Here is a 17,772-nt window from a genome sequence, read left to right as displayed (position 1 = left end):
GCAGAGCAAGAACCATGCCGATTATTGATGTTAAAAAATCGATGGAACTCACACTTCGTTCATCCGCCTGATTTAACACGGTTGCACAAAGTTGCAACATGCAGGATATTGTCTGCATTCATCACAGCACACAACGCACGAACCTATCCCAGCAGCCTATCTGGCCCGCAGTTTGTATAGCCTGATGGGATAGGTTCTTAACACAGGAGTTGGATTGGCATGGGCACTACCACAATGGGCGTGAAACTCGACGAGGCCACTCGCGAGCGAATCAAAAGCGCCGCACAGCGTATCGATCGCACGCCGCACTGGCTGATCAAGCAGGCCATTTTTAATTATCTCGAACGTCTCGAGAACGGTTCCGATATCCCTGAAATTCCAGCACTTGCCGCTGCCGGCCAGGCCGAAGCGGACGACATTATGCCGCAAGTGCAGGAAGAGTCCCACCAGCCATTCCTTGAATTTGCAGAACAAATTCTGCCGCAGTCGGTTAATCGCGCAGCCATCACCGCGGCCTATCGCCGCCCTGAGACTGAAGCGGTGCCGATGTTGCTCGAACAGGCGCGATTACCTGCCGATCTTGCCAAAGCTACCCACAAGATGGCTTACGACATCGCCGAGAAGTTGCGTAACCAAAAGAGTGCAAATGGCCGCGCCGGTATGGTGCAAGGGCTGCTGCAAGAGTTCTCCTTGTCTTCACAGGAAGGCGTGGCGCTGATGTGCCTGGCCGAAGCCCTGCTGCGCATTCCAGACAAGCCAACCCGCGATGCGCTGATCCGCGATAAAATCAGCAACGGCAACTGGCATTCTCACCTCGGCCGTAGCCCATCGCTGTTTGTTAACGCCGCCACCTGGGGCCTGTTGTTCACCGGCAAACTGGTATCCACCCATAATGAAGCCAACCTGTCACGCTCGCTGAACCGCATTATCGGCAAAAGCGGCGAACCGCTGATCCGTAAAGGCGTGGATATGGCGATGCGCCTGATGGGCGAACAGTTCGTGACCGGCGAAACCATCGCCGAAGCGCTGGCCAACGCCCGCAAGCTGGAAGACAAAGGGTTCCGTTATTCCTACGACATGCTGGGTGAAGCTGCCCTGACCGAAGCCGACGCGCAGGCCTATCTGGTGTCTTACCAGCAGGCAATCCATGCGATCGGCAAAGCGTCGAACGGCCGCGGCATCTATGAAGGCCCGGGCATTTCGATCAAGCTGTCCGCTTTGCACCCGCGTTATAGCCGCGCGCAGTACGAACGCGTAATGGAAGAGCTTTACCCTCGCCTGCTGTCATTGACCCTGCAGGCGCGCCAATACGACATCGGCATCAATATCGATGCTGAAGAAGCCGATCGCCTGGAAATCTCGCTCGACCTGCTGGAGAAGCTGTGCTTCGAACCTCAGCTGGCCGGTTGGAACGGCATCGGCTTTGTGATCCAGGCCTATCAGAAACGCTGCCCGTTCGCCATCGATGCAGTCATCGACATGGCACAACGCAGCCGCCGTCGCCTGATGATCCGTCTGGTGAAAGGCGCCTACTGGGACAGCGAAATCAAACGCGCCCAAATGGACGGGCTGGAAGGCTATCCGGTTTACACCCGCAAGGTCTACACCGACGTTTCCTACCTGGCCTGCGCCCGCAAACTGCTGGCGGTGCCGAACCTGATTTATCCGCAGTTCGCGACCCATAACGCCCATACCCTGAGCGCGATTTATCATCTGGCGGGCAACAACTACTACCCGGGCCAGTATGAGTTCCAGTGCCTGCACGGCATGGGCGAACCGCTGTACGAACAAGTGGTGGGTAAAGTGGCCGACGGTAAGCTGAACCGTCCATGTCGCATCTATGCACCGGTCGGCACCCATGAAACGCTGTTGGCGTATCTGGTGCGTCGCCTGCTGGAAAACGGCGCTAACACCTCGTTCGTTAACCGTATCGCCGATGCCACCCTGCCGCTCGACGAACTGGTTGCCGATCCGGTCACCGCGGTTGAAGCCCTGGCCGCCAGCGAAGGTCAACTTGGTCTGCCGCACCCACGCATTCCGTTGCCGCGTGAACTCTATGGCACCAAGCGCATCAACTCCAGCGGCCTGGACCTGTCGAACGAACAGCGTCTGGCGTCTCTGTCCAGCGCACTGCTGACCAGCGCTACTCAACCCTGGCGCGCAGAGCCGATTATTGACGCCGAGCTGGATCAGGGCGTGGAGCAACCGGTCATTAACCCTGCCGAGCCTGGCGACGTAGTCGGTTACGTGCGTGAAGCCACCGAAGGTGAAGTCAGCCGGGCGCTCGACGCCGCCGCTGCCGCCGGTCCAATCTGGTTTGCCACCCCGCCGTCCGAGCGCGCCGCCATTCTTGAGCGCGCCGCCGAACTGATGGAAGGCCAACTGCAAAGCCTGTTGGGCATTCTGGTGCGCGAAGCGGGCAAAACCTTTAACAACGCCATCGCCGAAGTGCGCGAAGCGGTCGACTTCCTGCATTACTACGCCGGTCAGGTGCGCGATGATTTCGCCAATGACAGCCACCGTCCGCTGGGCCCGGTGGTGTGTATCAGCCCATGGAACTTCCCGCTGGCCATCTTCACCGGTCAGATTGCCGCTGCGCTGGCGGCAGGCAACAGCGTTCTGGCCAAACCGGCAGAGCAAACGCCGCTGATCGCCGCACAGGCGGTGCGCATTCTGTTGGAAGCCGGCATTCCGCAAGGCGTGCTGCAACTGCTGCCGGGTCAGGGCGAAAGCGTCGGCTCGGTTCTGGTTAATGACGCTCGGGTTCGCGGCGTGATGTTTACCGGCTCGACCGATGTTGCCGGTATCCTGCAACGCAGCATCGCAGGCCGTCTGGATCCGCAAGGTCGTCCAACGCCGCTGATTGCCGAAACCGGTGGTCTGAACGCCATGATCGTCGACTCTTCCGCTCTGACCGAACAGGTAGTGACTGACGTGGTCGCCTCCGCATTCGACAGCGCAGGCCAACGCTGCTCCGCCCTGCGTATCCTGTGCATTCAGGAAGACGTGGCGGAACACACGCTGCAAATGCTGCGCGGCGCGATGGCCGAATGCCGCATGGGCAACCCGGAACGCCTGTCGACCGATATCGGGCCGGTGATCGACGCCGAGGCCAAAACCGGCATCGAACGTCATATTCAGGCGATGCGCGCCAAGGGCCGTAAGGTCTATCAGGCCGCGAAAGGCAACGTACAGGATGAGAAAGAGTGGTCCCGTGGCACCTTTATCAAGCCAACCCTGATCGAACTGGACAGCTTCGACGAGCTGCAAAAAGAGATCTTCGGCCCGGTGCTGCACGTGGTCCGCTTCCAACGCACCAATCTGGAGTCGCTGGTCGATCAGATCAACGCCGCCGGTTATGGTCTGACGCTGGGCGTTCACACCCGTATTGATGAAACCATCGCCCGCGTAACCGAACGCGCCAAGGTGGGCAACCTGTACGTTAACCGCAACATGGTTGGCGCCGTGGTCGGCGTGCAGCCATTTGGTGGCGAAGGCCTGTCCGGCACCGGTCCTAAAGCCGGTGGCCCGCTGTACCTGTATCGCCTGCTGGCCAACCGCCCGGATGATGCGGTGCAACGCACCCTGCACCGCCAGGACGAAGAACGCCCGCTGGAAGCCACCGCGCGGCCACAGTTGCTCAAAGCCCATCAGGCACTGGAGCAATGGGCGATTGCCGAAAACCAGCGCGATCTGGTGACGTTGGCGCAACGCTACGCCGAACTGGGCCAGGGCGGTACCCTACGTCCACTGCCTGGCCCTACCGGCGAACGCAATACTTATGCCCTGTTGCCGCGTGAGCGCGTACTCTGCCTGGCCGATAACGAGGCCGATGCCTTGACGCAGTTGGCTGCAGTACTGGCCGTCGGCAGCAGCGTGCTGTGGCCAGAAGCCGAGCTGCAACGCACCCTGTATCGCCGCCTGCCGGCGGCGGTTCAGGCCAGCATCAGCTTCAGCAAAGACTGGCAGCAGGACAAGGTGGAGTTCGATGCCGCCATTTACCATGGCGACGCCGATCAGCTGCGCACCCTGTGCGAGCAAATCGCCCAGCGCAGCGGCGCGATCGTTTCAGTGCAGGGCTTTGCTCACGGCGAAACCAACATTTTGTTGGAACGCCTGCTGATCGAGCGCTCGCTGAGCGTCAATACCGCAGCTGCCGGCGGTAACGCCAGCCTGATGACCATAGGGTAATCCGTCTGACTGGATGACCGCCGCAGGTCACTTAATCTGCGAACCCTCCCGCAAACCCTGCATTCGTGCAGGGTTTTTTATTGTCTGCGCCCTTTCTACACGCTAGCGTATCGCCCTGATTGTCAAAAAGTGTGTATGGTGTGTATCATAAAGGGACGGTAATCGCGTGAAAAGTTCAGAACTGATCGGGCTATTAGAACAGGAAGGTTGGGTTTTAACGCGGATCAAGGGAAGCCACCATCAGTTTAAGCACCCGAACTCCCGTCTGGTGATCACCGTTCCACATCCGCGAAAGGATCTGAAAGCGGGGACGCTGCGCCAAATCATGAAAGATGCCGGATTGTGCTAACCCGACGCCATGAGTTAACAGGAGAAATTATGTTCTACCCTGCTTATGTACATTCTGAACCGGACGGCAGCGCCAGCGGCTTCTTTCCCGATGTGCCAGGCTGCTATTTTGCCGGCGATACCCTGGACAGAGCCTTTGAAGACGCCAGAAGTGCGCTGGACGCCCATTTCGAATTCTTGAGCGAAGACAATCAGCCCATTCCCGGCCCACAGGCCGTGACCTTTCATCTGGCACAGAATAACGACAGTCTGAATGGCGGGCAGTGGTTGTTGGTCAATATTAATATGGATAAGTTTGATGGTCGGGCGGAGCGTATCAATATTACCTTGCCGCACCGGCTGCTGAACCGCATAGATTCTCTGGTGCAGCAGCATCCCGGTTACGGTAGCCGCAGCGCCTTTTTGGCCGCCGCCGCCCGCAATGAATTATTGAAAGCCGGGTAGTCAATAGCCAGGGGGCTGAACGCCCCCCTGCTTACTGATTCAAAAACTTGTCGAGGAATTGTTGGGTACGCTGGTGCTGCGGATTAGCGAACAGCTCTTTTGCCGGCCCTTGCTCCACGATACGACCGTGGTCCATAAAAATGGCGCGGTCGGCCACGTCGCGGGCAAAGCTCATCTCGTGCGTGACGATCACCATGGTGCGCTTTTCTTCCGCCAGCGAACGTATGGTGTTGAGCACCTCGCCCACCAGCTCCGGGTCGAGCGCCGAGGTCGGTTCGTCAAACAGGATCACTTCCGGTTGCATCGCCAGCGCCCTGGCAATCGCCACCCGCTGCTGTTGGCCGCCGGAAAGACGGCGCGGATAGGCCGACTCTTTGCCGCTCAGCCCCACTTTGGTCAACAAGGCCCGTGCGCGTTGTTCCGCGCTGGCCTTGGGCTCGCCTTTTACGATGACCGGACCTTCAATAATATTTTCCAATACCGAACGGTGCGGGAACAGATTGAAGTTCTGAAACACGAACCCCACCTGCTGGCGTAAGGCACGAACCTGTTTTTTCTGTTTGCTCAGTGGCTTGGAACCGTCGATCAGTATATCGCCGACGCGAATGGTACCGGAATCCGGCACTTCCAGCAGGTTGATGCTGCGCAATAAGGTGGTTTTCCCCGAGCCGCTTGGCCCGATAATCGCCACTACCTCACCGGCACCGACTTCCAGATCAATCCCATGCAGCACCGTTTGACCGTTGAACTGCTTGGTCAGTTTTTTCACTTCAATGGCACTCATGCGTTACTCCTGATCCTGGCGGTTTACGTGGGCTTCCAGACGATTTTGCAGCGCAGAAAGCAGGGTCGCCATCACCCAGTAAATCAGCGAGGCCGCCAGATACATGGTGAACACTTCCAGGGTACGCGAGGTAATCAACTGCGCCTGACGGAACAGTTCCGGCACCTGAATGGTCGCCGCCAGCGAGGTGTCCTTCACCAGGCCGATAAAGCTGTTGCCCAACGGCGGCAATGCGGTACGCGCCGCCTGCGGCAGGATCACCCGACGCAGCGTCTGCCAGCGGGTCATGCCGATGCTGACTGCCGCTTCCCACTGCCCTTTTTCGATCGACGAAATCGCGGCACGCAGGGTTTCCGAAGTATAGGCGGCAGTATTGAGCGACAGGCCAATCAGCGCCGCCGGGAAGGGATCAAACTCGATGCCGAACTGCGGCAGGCCGTAGTAAATCATGAACAGCTGGGCAATCAACGGCGTGCCGCGAAACAGCGACACATAGATGCGCGACAGCCATGACAGCGGCCATAACGGCGAAAGGCGCATCAGCGCCAGCAGAAAACCGAGCAGTAAACCGAGCGCCATGCCCCCCAGACTGAGCTGGAGAGTGAGGATCGCGCCCCGCAATAAAAATGGCGCTGAATCCAGCGCCAGTTGGATACTTTCGTGCATTATTTAGTTACGTCCGCGCCAAACCATTTCTCGGAGATCTTCGCCAGCGTGCCGTCTTTTTGCATTTCGGCAATCGCCTGGTTAATCGCAGCCAGCAGTTCCGGGTTGTTTTTACGCACCGCCACGCCGGATTCCTGACGAGAGAAAGCCGGGCCCGCTACCGCCAGCGTGTCGCCGGTTTTCTTCACCAGATCCAACGCCGCCAGACGGTCAACCAGAATAGCGTTGATACGGCCTACGCGCAGATCCTGGTATTTGGTCGGGTCATCATCATAGGTACGCACGTCCACGCCCTGCACATTGTCACGCAACCATTGCTCGTAGTTGGTGCCCAGGCCCACGCCGACCTTTTTACCCTTCAGATCTTCCGGCTTGGTGATGGTGCCTTCGTTGCCTTTCTTCACCAAGGCCTGAATACCGGAGACGGTATAAGGCGTCGAGAAATCGTATTTCTTTTTGCGCTCGTCGGAAATGGTCACCTGATTGATCACCACGTCGATGCGTTTTGAGTCCAGCGAAGCCAGCATGCCGTCCCACTTGGTAGGGTTCAGCTTGGCTTTAACGCCAAGATGCTCCGCCAGGGCGTTGGCGAAATCCACCTCGAAGCCGGTCAATTTTCCGTCTTCCCCCTGGAAGCTGAACGGCGGATAAGTGCCTTCCAACCCGACAACCAGGGTCCCGTGATGCTTCACCTGCTCCAGCAGGTTATCGGCGGCATAGGTCTGCGTGCTCAAACCGGCGGTCAGTGCAACGCTCATCACGCCCAGCAGCAATTGACGACGAACTTTGGAAAAGATCATAAACACCCCATCTGTTGTTTATCTTTTTTGATATCAGCACTTTAACAGTGTGACCGCCTGCTTGAAGGAATATAACCTTATAAATATAGTTCAAAATGGAATAACAAAGCGCGCTTACACCTGTGGATGATAGGCGAACAACGCCGGCGCACCGCCGGTATGGATAAACAGGATCGGGCCCTCGTCACGGAAGCGCTGCTGGGCTACGCCGTCGATCAGACCGGCCATCGCCTTGCCGCTGTAAACCGGATCCAACAACACCCCTTCCTGCTGCGCCAAAAGCTGTATCGCCGCCGTGCCTTCTTCGTTTGGCATACCGTACTGCGGGGCAAAATAGTCGTCCCACAGCGTAATCGGTGCCAGTTGGTCAATATCCAATGAACAGGCCAGCGCTTTTTGGATCAGCTCCACCTTGGGCAACTGGTCGATCACCTTGCGTGAAACAGTTACACCAATCAGTTGCGTTTCCGGCAGCAACTGCTGCAGGCCAACGGCCAGCCCGGCATGGGTCCCTGCGCTGCCGGAGGCCACCACTACTGAGCTGAATGCGACGTTGCTGCGCTGGCTCTGCTCGGCAATTTCCAACGCACACTGCACGTAACCCAGCGCCCCCAGCGCATTGGAGCCTCCTACCGGCACCACATAAGGCCGGAAGCCTTGCCCTTCAAGACGGGTCGCCAGATCGGCCAACTGCTGTTGCGGGTCATGCAGCGCGTCACACATCACCACTTCCGCGTTAAACAACCCGAGCAGCAAGCGGTTACCGTTGGTCAGGTAGTTTTCTGCCTGAGTGTCGATTGGGTTTTCCAGTAGCGCTACGCAGTGCAGACCCAGCTTGGCCGCCACTGCAGCCGTTTGGCGCACATGGTTAGATTGGATGGCGCCGGCGGTGACCAGCGTGTCCGCGCCTTGACGCAGCGCTTCTGCGGCAAGAAATTCCAGTTTTCTCAATTTGTTACCGCCCATCGCCATCGGCGTGACGTCGTCACGTTTGATGTAAATTTCGCGGCCAAGGTAGTCTGAAAGGCGAGACAGTTTTTCGAGCGGAGTGGCAGAGCCCACTAAATCGAGGCGCGGGAATTGCGCCAGTTTGTGTTGCAGATTCACAACTTCCCCCAGGGAATCAGGTATCAACATCTAAACGATAGATTTAGCAGATGTGAACCTAATAATCACTCTTTATTCGTGACGGGGAAAGGGTAAGATCCCCGGCTGGCGTACCGGGGAAGCCAGATCAGTAGCTTTTTTGCCAGGCAAGGTACTGGTCATATTTGCGCAGCGCAATGCGGTAATTGTTGTGCGCCGCAGAAGGCAAGTCTTCGATAATACGCTGATGGCTGGCGTTACTGGCGAATTTATCCGCCGGATAGTTGCGTTCCACCAGCATTTCATCCAGCCGACGCAGGCGCACCACGTATTCACGGATGGTGCTGTGGCTCATTTCGGTTTGCTCAAACAGATATTGCTTGAACGACATAATATCGAAATAGCTCGGATGGCTATTGCAGGAGATCTCACTGCAAAAGCGGCACAGCGCCGTCAGCTCATTTTGCACATTCAGCCAAACGTGATCGTCAATCGGCTGATCCATGCGCGCAATGGCATCTTTGTTGATGATCTTGCCACGAAACACCAACGCCATGCGATCCAATAGCTTGCCGCACTGAGAGCAATGGGTCTGGCTGTGTTTGTAATCTTTCAAATAACGACTCAGCGGCCGTTTTTTCAATAATATTCCTGGCATAGAAGCAGTCCGATTATCGCAATGGTGATCAGGTTGAAGGGTCAGAGTTGAGTGCATGTCAGTTCTCGTTCGCCAGGCGGGAGCGCAGGCGTTTTATTGCCTGGCTATGCAATTGGCTGACACGTGATTCCCCTACGTCCAGCACGGCGCCGATCTCTTTCAGGTTCAACTCTTCCTGGTAATACAGCGTCAGCACCATTTTTTCGCGTTCCGGCAACGCCTCAATGGCGTCAATCACCCGTTGGCGTAAATTGCCCTCCAGCAGATGATGTAACGGATTGGCCTCTTCGTGCCCTTCCAGCAGCGGTTCCGCGCTTTCGCCATGCTCTTCCCGCCATTCGTCGTAGGAAAAAAGCTGACTGTTATTGGTGTCCAACAGAATTTGACGGTACTCATCCAGTGGCAGGTTCAGCGTCTGCGCCACTTCCACTTCGCTGGCCGGTCTGCCGAGCCGCTGTTCCAACTGCCGCATCACCTGCGCCACTTCACGGGCATGGCGACGTACGCTGCGCGGCACCCAGTCACGGCTGCGCAACTCATCGAGCATGGCGCCGCGAATGCGTTGCACCGCATAGGTGGTAAAGGCGGTTCCCTGCAGGGCGTCATAACGCTCAACGGCGTTTAACAGCCCAATTCCCCCGGCCTGCAGCAGATCGTCGAGCTCCACGCTGGCGGGCAGCCTGACCTGCAGGCGTAACGCCTCGTGGCGCACTAACGGAACGTAGCGTAGCCAGAGAGAATTTTTGTCCATCACGCCTTCGGCGGTATACAGATCGCTCACTATGTCTAAAACCTGCGGATAAGAGAGTCAGCGCTATTATCCGTAGGGGGCAAAATGCCAATCGGCTGAACAGTCGTACAAAACGGGCCTTATTTGCGCCATGCATTAACTGAGCGGCGCGCGACCATAAAAAAACCCCGCCGAAGCGGGGTTCTTTTGCGACAGGTTAATCGGGGAGAGTCGATTAACGCAGCAGGGACAACACGTTCTGAGTAGACTGGTTAGCCTGTGCCAGAACAGAGGTGCCAGCCTGTTGCAGGATGTTGGCACGGCTCATGTTAGACACTTCGGTCGCGTAGTCAGCATCTTGAATACGAGACTGAGAAGCAGACAGGTTGTTCACGGTGCTGTTCAGGTTGTTGATAACAGAATCGAAACGGTTCTGTACCGCACCCAGGGAAGAACGCAGACCGTCAACCTGAGACAGTGCTTTGTCCAGGGTTGCCAGTGGGTCGGCAGTTTTAGGCGTGGTGCTCATTTCAGCGCCTTTGGTTACTTTACCTGCGCTGTCTGCAGTGGCCTTGAAGTATTTGGCATCTGCACCGGTACCTTCCTGGATCAGGTAAGATTTGCCACCGTCATAAGATTTCAGACCAGTAGTGTCACCCGTTGCAGTGACTTCTTCACCCACTGTAGTAACAGTTTTTGCACCGGCCAAAGCGGTCGTTGCACCTGAGTCGGTACTGCTGAAACCGGTTACTTTACCCGTAGTTTTATCGATAGTGGCTTCAAATGTTTTAGTGCCACCAGCGTCAGTACCATAGATCTTGCCATTATCTGCTTGTACGAGGTGATCCGGATCTGCTGCTGGGGTACCGATTTGTTTACCATCGATATCGATGGTGAGTTGTTTACCTGTAGCAACAGTCGTTACTGCACCGCCAACTTTGGTGGTATCAACACCGTCTGCCACGCTGAACTTATCCAGGCCCAGAGTTTTAGAGTTGATGTTTTTCAGATCGATCTGGATAGTTTCGTTGTCGTTGGCACCCACCTGGATGGTCAGCTTCTGGTCGCCGCTCAGCACTTTCACGCCGTTGAAGTCGGTTTGTTCAGAGATACGGTTGATCTCAGCCAGACGTTCGCCGATTTCGTCCTGGATGGATTTCAGGTCGCTGGAAGAGTTAGAACCGTTCTGAGACTGTACGGTCAGACGACGGATGTTTTGCAGGTTGTCGTTAACTTCGTTCAGTGCGCCTTCAGTGGTCTGCGCCAGAGAGATACCGTCGTTGGCGTTACGGGAAGCCTGAGTCAGGCCTTTGATGTTAGCGGTGAAACGGTTAGAGATCGCCTGACCCGCGGCATCGTCCTTGGCGCTGTTGATACGCAGACCGGAAGACAGACGCTCGATCGCAGTACCCAAAGAAGACTGAGATTTGTTCAGGTTGTTCTGCGCCATCAGCGACAGGCTGTTGGTATTAATTACTTGTGCCATTGTATGCTTTCCTTACGTGTCAGTTGCGATCTTCGCAACGTAGTTAAAAGGTTCGGGCTGCTTTGCCCACGGCGTCAACCACCGTCCCATCAGGTATCGGCCCTCCCCCTGCAACCTTTAGAAATTTTTTGTTTTTTTTTCGCTTCGCCGCAATGGCAGAAATAACGCGGTTTTTCCTTCCTCTATTGCGCCATCGGTTTTTAAACTTTTCGGTAAACTTTTTCTCCGCTGGGCCGATAAACGCGTAAAGCGAATAAAGTCATTATTAAGGAGAATTACGAATGGCATCGATCAGTTCATTAGGCATCGGCTCAGGACTCGACCTCAACGGCTTGCTGGACAAGCTGACCAAAGCGGAACAGCAGCGTCTGACCCCGTACACCACCCAGCAGACCAGCTACAACGCCCAGTTGACCGCCTACGGCACCCTGAAAGGCTCGCTGGAAAAGTTCGATAACCTCAGTAAAGAGCTGGCGAAACCGACGTTTTTCAACAACACCACCGCCAGCAAACACGATCAGTTTGCCATCACCACCACCGACAAGGCCGTGGCGGGGAACTACATTGTCGAAGTTCAAAAACTGGCACAGCCGCAAACGCTGACCACACAGGCATCGATTACCAATCAGACGGAAAAACTCGGCACGCCCGGCAGCATTGACCGCTCAATCACCATCACCGCAGGGGACCCGCAGAAAGAAGTGAAGATCCCACTGAGCGATGATCAAACCTCGCTGGTGGAAATGCGCGATGCGATTAACAATGCCAAAGCCGGCGTCAACGCCAGCATCATGCGGGTGGGGGACAACGACTATCAATTGGCGATCAGCTCCACGGCCACCGGCGAGAAAAACACCGTTTCGGTCCAGGTCAACAATGACGATAAGTTGGGCGCCATCCTCAACTACGACTCCGCTGCCAAAAGCAACGCAATGAAGCAAACCGTGGCCGGTCAGGATGCTGAAGTCTTGGTTAACGGCACGAAAATCAAACGCAGCACCAACTCAATTGCCGATGCCCTGCAGGGCGTGACCATCGATCTGAAAACCGTCACCAAGAAAGATGAGCCGCAGAACCTGGTGATCAGCACCGATAAAACCGGCACCGCCGACAAAATCAAAGACTGGGTCGACAACTATAACTCACTGCTGGATACCTTTAACTCGCTGACCAAATATACCCCGGTCAAAACCGGCGAGGCGCAGAATGCCAAAAACGGCGCACTGCTGGGGGATAACACCCTGCGCGGTGTTCAGTCTTCGATTAAAAGTGCGCTCAGCGGCGCGCAGGACAACCCGGAGCTGAAGGGGCTGGGTAACCTGGGGATCACCACCAACACCAAAACCGGCAAGCTGGAGATCGACAGCACCAAGCTCAACAAAGCCATCGATGAAAAACCGGAGCAGGTTGCCAACTTCTTCGCCGGCAACGGCAAAGATACCGGCATGGCCACCGAGATCCACAATGAGATCCAAAGCTACATCAAGGCCGGCGGCATCATTGAGAACTCGACCAAAAGCATCAATACCAGCCTTGACCGCCTGAACAGCAAGATCACCACCGTCACGGCCAGCATTCAAAGCACTATCGATCGCTATAAACAACAATTCGTCCAACTGGATACCATGATGTCCAAGCTGAGTGGCACCGGTGATTATTTAAAACAACAGTTCAAGTAAGAACTTTTTAACCAGGTAAAAAATCACATGTATAACCGTAGCGGAACTCAGGCCTACGCCCAGGTCAGTCTGGAAAGTGGCGTAATGAGCGCCAGCCCGCACCAGTTAATCGTGATGTTGTTTGACGGGGCGCTTAGCGCCCTGTTACGCGCACGGATACTGATGAATCAGGGTGATATCGCCGGCAAAGGACTGGCTCTGTCAAAGGCCATCAATATTATCGATAACGGCCTGAAAAGCGGTCTCGACCACCAGCAGGGCGGTGAAATGGCCGATAACCTGGCGGCGCTGTATGACTATATGAAGCGACGCCTGATGCAAGCCAACCTGCACAATGACGAAGCGGCGATTACCGAAGTGGTGAAGCTGCTGGAAAATATTGCTGACGCCTGGCGCCAGATTGGCCCCAACTACCACCCCACTCAGGACGCCGTGTAATGGAACGTCAACAACAGCTGTTAGCCGCCTATCAGCAGGTGTATAGCCTGAGTAGCCAGATGATCGTTCTGGCACAAACGGAAAGATGGGAAGACCTGGTCGAGCTGGAACTGTCCTACGTGACGGCGGTGGAAAGAACCGCCGCCTTTACCGGGCAGGCCGGTCCCTCAATGGCGTTACAGGAATTGCTGCGCCATAAGCTGCAGCAAATCCTCGACAACGAGACCGAACTAAAACGTCTGCTGCAGCAACGCATGGATCAATTGAAAGAATTAATCGGCCAGTCGACGCGCCAAAACGTGGTGAACAGCACTTACGGCCAGTTTCACGATCGCGCCTTGTTGCTGGGAGATCCACAAATCAGATGAGTTCGCAGCAATAACGGCGACAACGGAATAGATAGCAGCATGCACTATTATTCCCCGGTTAAGTCAGAATATTAATCCATGCCATTTGAATTATTCAGATATTGGGTAATTAGAAAAAATGTGCAATTCGAGCCTTGCTCTCACTTTAACGGATAAATACCACTCCGACACGGACGTTTTCTGTTCAGCAGGAAATTGATTTTTGATAGATAAAACACGCTGTTGTGTTTCACAACCTATGGAAAGATGTTGCTCCAACGCCAATCAAAGCGTAAAGATATTCATAGATAATGGCTGCGAAATGAATATCGATGGAACGTACAATTAATCTTTGTCCAGGAATTGGTGCATCGGCACACATCATTCAGCATACTGAATTATTATTTCCTTCAGTCTATTTTGAACAGCCGCATCTCTACCTGGTGCAGCAAGGTCACAAACGCGTGCGTTGGCAACAGCGTGAAGTGGTGGCGCATGCGGGCGAGCTGTTGATTATCGACGGGGGGCAAACCGTGGATATTATCAACGAACTCTCTGAGGACGGGGTATTCAGCTGTCAGCTATTGACCTGCGATCCGCAGTTGCTCACCTTATCGCCGCCCCAGGTTGAAAGCACATCACCGACTCCCTTCGACGCGGTGATGACATTATGCAATCTGCCCTGCGCGCTGATGCACAGTTTTGAGACCACCAGCCTGGCACTGGCGCTGAAGCAGCGTTTCCCCACGGTCATCATTCGCCATAAAATGCTGGAAATTCTACTGTGGTTAAAACAATTCAATATCAGCTTCATCCATAACGAAGCCAGGAATTTAACCCAACGCGTACGCCGCTGTCTGGCCACCGATCCGCACAACATCTGGACCGCGGCCGAAGTCGCCGAAACCTTGTCAATGAGCGAGGTGGTGCTGCGACGCAAGCTGTCGGCGGAGAATACCGCGCTGCGTAATCTGATGATAGACGTGCGAATGAGCAGCGCCTTGGCCCTGCTGCAATCTACCGATTGGCCAATATCGGCGATCGCCCAGCACGTGGGGTATGAAAGCGCTTCGCGGTTTGCCGAGCGCTTTCGCAAACGTTTCGGCTTTGCGCCCACCGCCATTCGCGGACATCAGCGGGCCATGGAACCCATGGCCATTCGTCCCGATCATTTCAGCATGATGCAAGCCCCGGAGTGATTGCTGCCGGCGTAAATTAAATCATTGAACAATGAAACTGTGGTTTATAGCGGCAATATTGGCGCAAAACAGGCGAGTGGGATAGCATCGGCGAGCATTCAGGTCATCAGAGGTGAATAAATCATGCTCAACGAAAAACTGCTATTTTCCCTCGCGGTGTTGCTACTCGGCCTATGGTTGCTGGGCCTGACCTACGAAGAAGACGCCATGCGGCTGCTGGCAGGAAAATAAAGCGGCAGGGCCACACATCGTGGCCCGGGTTATTTTAGCTTTCTTTAATTAAAACGCTTATTAATACAACCAAAACGATCAGAATTAAAATACTGAACAACCGCCATCTGCGTTCACTTTTGCTACACATTATCTTATCCGGTAATTGAAACGGCCTTAACCCGGAAATTATAGCCCCGTGAATACCGTGGCAATGTGAGTTTAACCGTAGTTTCTACCCTCTTCCTCCGGTGATTGACGTTTCCGGGATCCGTTTGGGAAACGGAAATTATTGTACGTGAAAGCTATTTGTTGACCCTTACGACAATTTGCTCGAGGCTCTGACCACCAGTTCCGGCATCTGCCCGCGACTGCCGATCACGTTATGTCCGGCCAGCACTTCAAACAATAGCGTGACGGCCTGACGGGCAACCTCATCGAGGTGCATGTTCACCGCCGTTAGCGGCGGCAAAGATTCCCGGGCGCGAATACCGTCATAACGGGTGGCTAAGCGAATCCGCTGCGGTATGGCGATCGCCGCATCGTGAAAAGCGCGCACGGCGCCACAAGCAAAAGTATCAACCAGCACCAGGACGCCATTGACTTCGGGATGTTCCTGCAACATCTGACACGCAGCCTGATAGCCAGCCGCTTCCCCTTCCTGCTCATCAAGATAATAGATCACCGGCGCCTGCCTTCCTTTACACCAGCGGTGATAGGCTGCCTCAGTTTCCAGCGAGGAAGTCCGCGGCGTATGCCCGACAAAGAGCGCGCAACAGTCGGCGCCTTCAGTCTGCAGGTGGGTCAGCAACATTTTCGCCGTCGCTTCCGAATGCAAATCCACCCACGGTAGCGGCGTCGGTGTTCCCGGCGTGCGGCCAATAGTGATGCATGGGATCCCCGCCTGTTGCAAAGCTTGCAGCAGTGGATCGTTTTCGGCGGGTTCCAGCAGAATGGCGGCATCAAAGGTCACCATGTCCAGCGGGTTCTTCCCGGGCGGGACCAGGATCAGCGCATGCTGCTTTTCCAGCGCCATAATCGCCGTCGTAAGCGCGACCTCCATCATAAAACCCAGCTTCGATGCTCCGGAAGCAATGGTCAGCGGCAAGGAAGAAAGCAGTGCAATAGTGTTGGTTTTGCCGGTACGCAACTGACGGGCGCGGATATTCGGCGTGTAGTTCAGTGTCTGAATCGCCTCCTCAATACGTTGCCGGGTCTCAGGTTCGACAAAACGGGGGTGATGTAACGCATTAGATACGGTGCCAGGCGATACGCCAGCAAGGCTTGCAACATCAATGAGTCTGGCGCGTTTTTTATCTTGAGCAGTCATCTGGCTGGCGTTCCCTCCCGAGAGTTTATGCTCAGATTAGCACATTTCCAGTGTATGAATTTCCGCGCTAATACATAACAAAATCATATGAAGAAAGTGACCATTTACCGTAGCTCACTGGCAAGCATTCCTGTCTAATGGCGTTTAATTAAAACGTTTTAATGACGTATTTTGCAAGAAACCAATCACTTCAGGAGGCTACGTGACACAACTATCTCAGGATGCAGCATTCACCCTCGGGCGTCGTCCGAGCGGGCTGATCTTCTCCGATTTGGAGAAAAGCTTCGGCGGCTATACGCTCTTCGCCCCACAAACTACCGAAGGCCGGGTATATCTGGTTGATGAGCTTGGAAAAGTGGCGCACCAGTGGCAACTCCCGGTTCGTGCCGGACGCGATGCGGTGCTGCTGCCTAACGGTAACCTCGGCTATAACGGTAGTCACGGCACGTCAGCCAATCTCTATCCGGCCTGGGATCTCTGGCACGGCGGGGATTTTTATGAGGTCACTCCGGATAACGAAGTGGTCTGGCATTATGAGGATATATTCCATCACCACGACGCGCAGTGGCTGGCGAACGGTAACCTGCTGTATACCGCGGCGGTGCCACTGCCGGCGGAAATTGCCGCTCGCGTTACCGGCGGCGATCCGCGCCGCGATGCGCCGGACGGCGTCATACAGAGCGATGTCGTCAAAGAGGTCAATCGCGACGGTAAAGTGGTATGGGAATGGCGCGTCTGGGAGCATCTGGCCCCGGAAGATTTCCCGATTCATGAGATCTTCGACCGCCGCCACTGGCCGATGATAAACGGTCTGTCGGTCACCCGCGAGGGCCTGGTGTTGATGAGCCTGCGCACCACCTCCGGGGTGATTGCCGTCAATAAAGAGAGCGGCAGCGTGGTATGGCACGTGGGGCCGGATGTCGTCGCCCAACAGCACACACCGATTGAGATGGAAAATGGTTCTATTCTGGTGTTCGATAACGGCAACCTGCGCCCCGGCGTGACCTCGCCACACTCCACGGTGCTGGAGTTCGACCCGCACACCCAGGCTATTCGCTGGCAATATCGCGATATTTTCCCGCCGGCCTTTTTCTCACCCTATATGGGAAGCGCTCAGCGCCTGGCCAACGGCAATACCTTTATCTGCGAATCCGCCTTCGGTCGACTGTTTGAAGTGACTCCGCAAGGAGAAACGGTATGGGAATACATTATTCCTTACTTCAATGAATATCCGGACCATCTTAGCAAGGGGATCATCCCCGGTAAGCAGAACAGCAGCTTCCGCGCGCACCGCTACGCGGCCGATGCGCTGCCGTGGCTGAAATAATCGCTCTTCGCCGGCGCGGGTCGGCGGGGAGGTTCTCACGTATTTGGGA

Annotated in this window: 16 protein-coding genes; 8 read left to right on the top strand and 8 right to left on the bottom strand. The window is 55.5% G+C overall.

Going from position 1 to position 17,772, the window contains the following annotated elements; all coding sequences use genetic code 11:
- Window positions 1-219 precede the first annotated feature (219 nt).
- From putA to AC1RKG_RS09925, 3 genes are all read left to right on the top strand, one after another.
- Window positions 220-4,191 (top strand): trifunctional transcriptional regulator/proline dehydrogenase/L-glutamate gamma-semialdehyde dehydrogenase, encoded by a 3,972-nt coding sequence (gene putA, locus AC1RKG_RS09935; RefSeq protein WP_261157193.1) that lies wholly within the window; start codon window positions 220-222, stop codon window positions 4,189-4,191.
- 166 nt (window positions 4,192-4,357) lie between these two features.
- Window positions 4,358-4,540 carry a type II toxin-antitoxin system HicA family toxin gene (locus AC1RKG_RS09930; RefSeq protein WP_048760244.1) on the top strand — a complete coding sequence of 61 codons (183 nt, stop codon included), beginning with the start codon at window positions 4,358-4,360 and terminating at the stop codon, window positions 4,538-4,540.
- A gap of 29 nt (window positions 4,541-4,569) precedes the next feature.
- Window positions 4,570-4,983, top strand: coding sequence for a type II toxin-antitoxin system HicB family antitoxin (locus AC1RKG_RS09925; RefSeq protein WP_048760245.1), 414 nt, complete (start codon window positions 4,570-4,572; stop codon window positions 4,981-4,983).
- A 31-nt stretch (window positions 4,984-5,014) separates the two neighbouring features.
- Here AC1RKG_RS09925 and tcyN read toward each other — a convergent pair whose 3' ends face one another.
- From tcyN to AC1RKG_RS09890, 7 genes are all read right to left on the bottom strand, one after another.
- Complete coding sequence (gene tcyN, locus AC1RKG_RS09920; protein WP_046373263.1) at window positions 5,015-5,767, bottom strand: L-cystine ABC transporter ATP-binding protein TcyN; 753 nt, start codon at window positions 5,765-5,767, stop codon at window positions 5,015-5,017.
- A gap of 3 nt (window positions 5,768-5,770) precedes the next feature.
- A complete protein-coding gene (gene tcyL / locus AC1RKG_RS09915; RefSeq protein WP_493182888.1) occupies window positions 5,771-6,433 on the bottom strand; it encodes a cystine ABC transporter permease in 663 nt (220 codons plus the stop codon).
- The gene (gene tcyJ, locus AC1RKG_RS09910; protein WP_046373262.1) at window positions 6,433-7,233 is read right to left on the bottom strand and encodes a cystine ABC transporter substrate-binding protein; all 801 of its coding nucleotides are present in this window, start codon (window positions 7,231-7,233) and stop codon (window positions 6,433-6,435) included. Before tcyJ ends, tcyL begins: the two co-directional genes overlap by 1 nt.
- Window positions 7,234-7,347: 114 nt before the next feature.
- Window positions 7,348-8,370 (bottom strand): D-cysteine desulfhydrase, encoded by a 1,023-nt coding sequence (locus tag AC1RKG_RS09905; protein ID WP_456291217.1) that lies wholly within the window; start codon window positions 8,368-8,370, stop codon window positions 7,348-7,350.
- A 97-nt stretch (window positions 8,371-8,467) separates the two neighbouring features.
- Window positions 8,468-8,977 (bottom strand): flagella biosynthesis regulatory protein FliZ, encoded by a 510-nt coding sequence (fliZ, locus tag AC1RKG_RS09900; protein WP_041414695.1) that lies wholly within the window; start codon window positions 8,975-8,977, stop codon window positions 8,468-8,470.
- Window positions 8,978-9,035: 58 nt separating this feature from the next.
- Complete coding sequence (locus AC1RKG_RS09895) at window positions 9,036-9,758, bottom strand: RNA polymerase sigma factor FliA (protein ID WP_020827491.1); 723 nt, start codon at window positions 9,756-9,758, stop codon at window positions 9,036-9,038.
- A gap of 184 nt (window positions 9,759-9,942) precedes the next feature.
- Window positions 9,943-11,193 carry a FliC/FljB family flagellin gene (locus AC1RKG_RS09890; RefSeq protein ID WP_493182886.1) on the bottom strand — a complete coding sequence of 417 codons (1,251 nt, stop codon included), beginning with the start codon at window positions 11,191-11,193 and terminating at the stop codon, window positions 9,943-9,945.
- Window positions 11,194-11,474: 281 nt separating this feature from the next.
- Between AC1RKG_RS09890 and fliD the strand changes: the two genes are divergently transcribed.
- From fliD to AC1RKG_RS09870, 4 genes are all read left to right on the top strand, one after another.
- On the top strand, window positions 11,475-12,872 hold the full coding sequence (gene fliD / locus AC1RKG_RS09885; RefSeq protein WP_122079695.1) for a flagellar filament capping protein FliD: 1,398 nt from the start codon (window positions 11,475-11,477) through the stop codon (window positions 12,870-12,872).
- A gap of 27 nt (window positions 12,873-12,899) precedes the next feature.
- Window positions 12,900-13,310, top strand: a complete 411-nt coding sequence (fliS, locus tag AC1RKG_RS09880; RefSeq protein WP_020827494.1) for a flagellar export chaperone FliS — start codon at window positions 12,900-12,902, stop codon at window positions 13,308-13,310.
- The gene (gene fliT, locus AC1RKG_RS09875; protein WP_122079696.1) at window positions 13,310-13,678 is read left to right on the top strand and encodes a flagella biosynthesis regulatory protein FliT; all 369 of its coding nucleotides are present in this window, start codon (window positions 13,310-13,312) and stop codon (window positions 13,676-13,678) included. Before fliS ends, fliT begins: the two co-directional genes overlap by 1 nt.
- A 311-nt stretch (window positions 13,679-13,989) precedes the next feature.
- Window positions 13,990-14,856, top strand: coding sequence for a helix-turn-helix transcriptional regulator (locus tag AC1RKG_RS09870; protein ID WP_046373258.1), 867 nt, complete (start codon window positions 13,990-13,992; stop codon window positions 14,854-14,856).
- A gap of 529 nt (window positions 14,857-15,385) precedes the next feature.
- Here the strand turns inward: AC1RKG_RS09870 and AC1RKG_RS09865 are convergent.
- Window positions 15,386-16,396 (bottom strand): LacI family DNA-binding transcriptional regulator, encoded by a 1,011-nt coding sequence (locus AC1RKG_RS09865; RefSeq protein WP_046373257.1) that lies wholly within the window; start codon window positions 16,394-16,396, stop codon window positions 15,386-15,388.
- A 202-nt stretch (window positions 16,397-16,598) separates the two neighbouring features.
- Here AC1RKG_RS09865 and AC1RKG_RS09860 point away from each other — a divergent pair, with 202 nt between their 5' ends.
- A complete protein-coding gene (locus AC1RKG_RS09860) occupies window positions 16,599-17,723 on the top strand; it encodes an aryl-sulfate sulfotransferase (RefSeq protein ID WP_493182885.1) in 1,125 nt (374 codons plus the stop codon).
- Window positions 17,724-17,772 lie beyond the last annotated feature (49 nt).

Source organism: Serratia sp. GW822-FHT06D09, from assembly GCF_058799515.1.
This window is presented reverse-complemented; position numbering and strand designations above follow the sequence as displayed.

Excerpts from the sequence above, each read along its gene's own strand:
- putA (WP_261157193.1), top strand. The coding sequence starts at position 220 with ATGGGCACTACCACAATGGGCGTGAAACTCGACGAGGCCACTCGCGAG.
- AC1RKG_RS09925 (WP_048760245.1), top strand. The coding sequence starts at position 4,570 with ATGTTCTACCCTGCTTATGTACATTCTGAACCGGACGGCAGCGCCAGC.
- tcyN (WP_046373263.1), bottom strand. The coding sequence starts at position 5,767 with ATGAGTGCCATTGAAGTGAAAAAACTGACCAAGCAGTTCAACGGTCAA.
- tcyL (WP_493182888.1), bottom strand. The coding sequence starts at position 6,433 with ATGCACGAAAGTATCCAACTGGCGCTGGATTCAGCGCCATTTTTATTG.
- tcyJ (WP_046373262.1), bottom strand. The coding sequence starts at position 7,233 with ATGATCTTTTCCAAAGTTCGTCGTCAATTGCTGCTGGGCGTGATGAGC.
- AC1RKG_RS09905 (WP_456291217.1), bottom strand. The coding sequence starts at position 8,370 with ATGTTGATACCTGATTCCCTGGGGGAAGTTGTGAATCTGCAACACAAA.
- fliZ (WP_041414695.1), bottom strand. The coding sequence starts at position 8,977 with ATGCCAGGAATATTATTGAAAAAACGGCCGCTGAGTCGTTATTTGAAA.
- AC1RKG_RS09890 (WP_493182886.1), bottom strand. The coding sequence starts at position 11,193 with ATGGCACAAGTAATTAATACCAACAGCCTGTCGCTGATGGCGCAGAAC.
- fliD (WP_122079695.1), top strand. The coding sequence starts at position 11,475 with ATGGCATCGATCAGTTCATTAGGCATCGGCTCAGGACTCGACCTCAAC.
- fliS (WP_020827494.1), top strand. The coding sequence starts at position 12,900 with ATGTATAACCGTAGCGGAACTCAGGCCTACGCCCAGGTCAGTCTGGAA.
- fliT (WP_122079696.1), top strand. The coding sequence starts at position 13,310 with ATGGAACGTCAACAACAGCTGTTAGCCGCCTATCAGCAGGTGTATAGC.
- AC1RKG_RS09870 (WP_046373258.1), top strand. The coding sequence starts at position 13,990 with ATGGAACGTACAATTAATCTTTGTCCAGGAATTGGTGCATCGGCACAC.
- AC1RKG_RS09865 (WP_046373257.1), bottom strand. The coding sequence starts at position 16,396 with ATGACTGCTCAAGATAAAAAACGCGCCAGACTCATTGATGTTGCAAGC.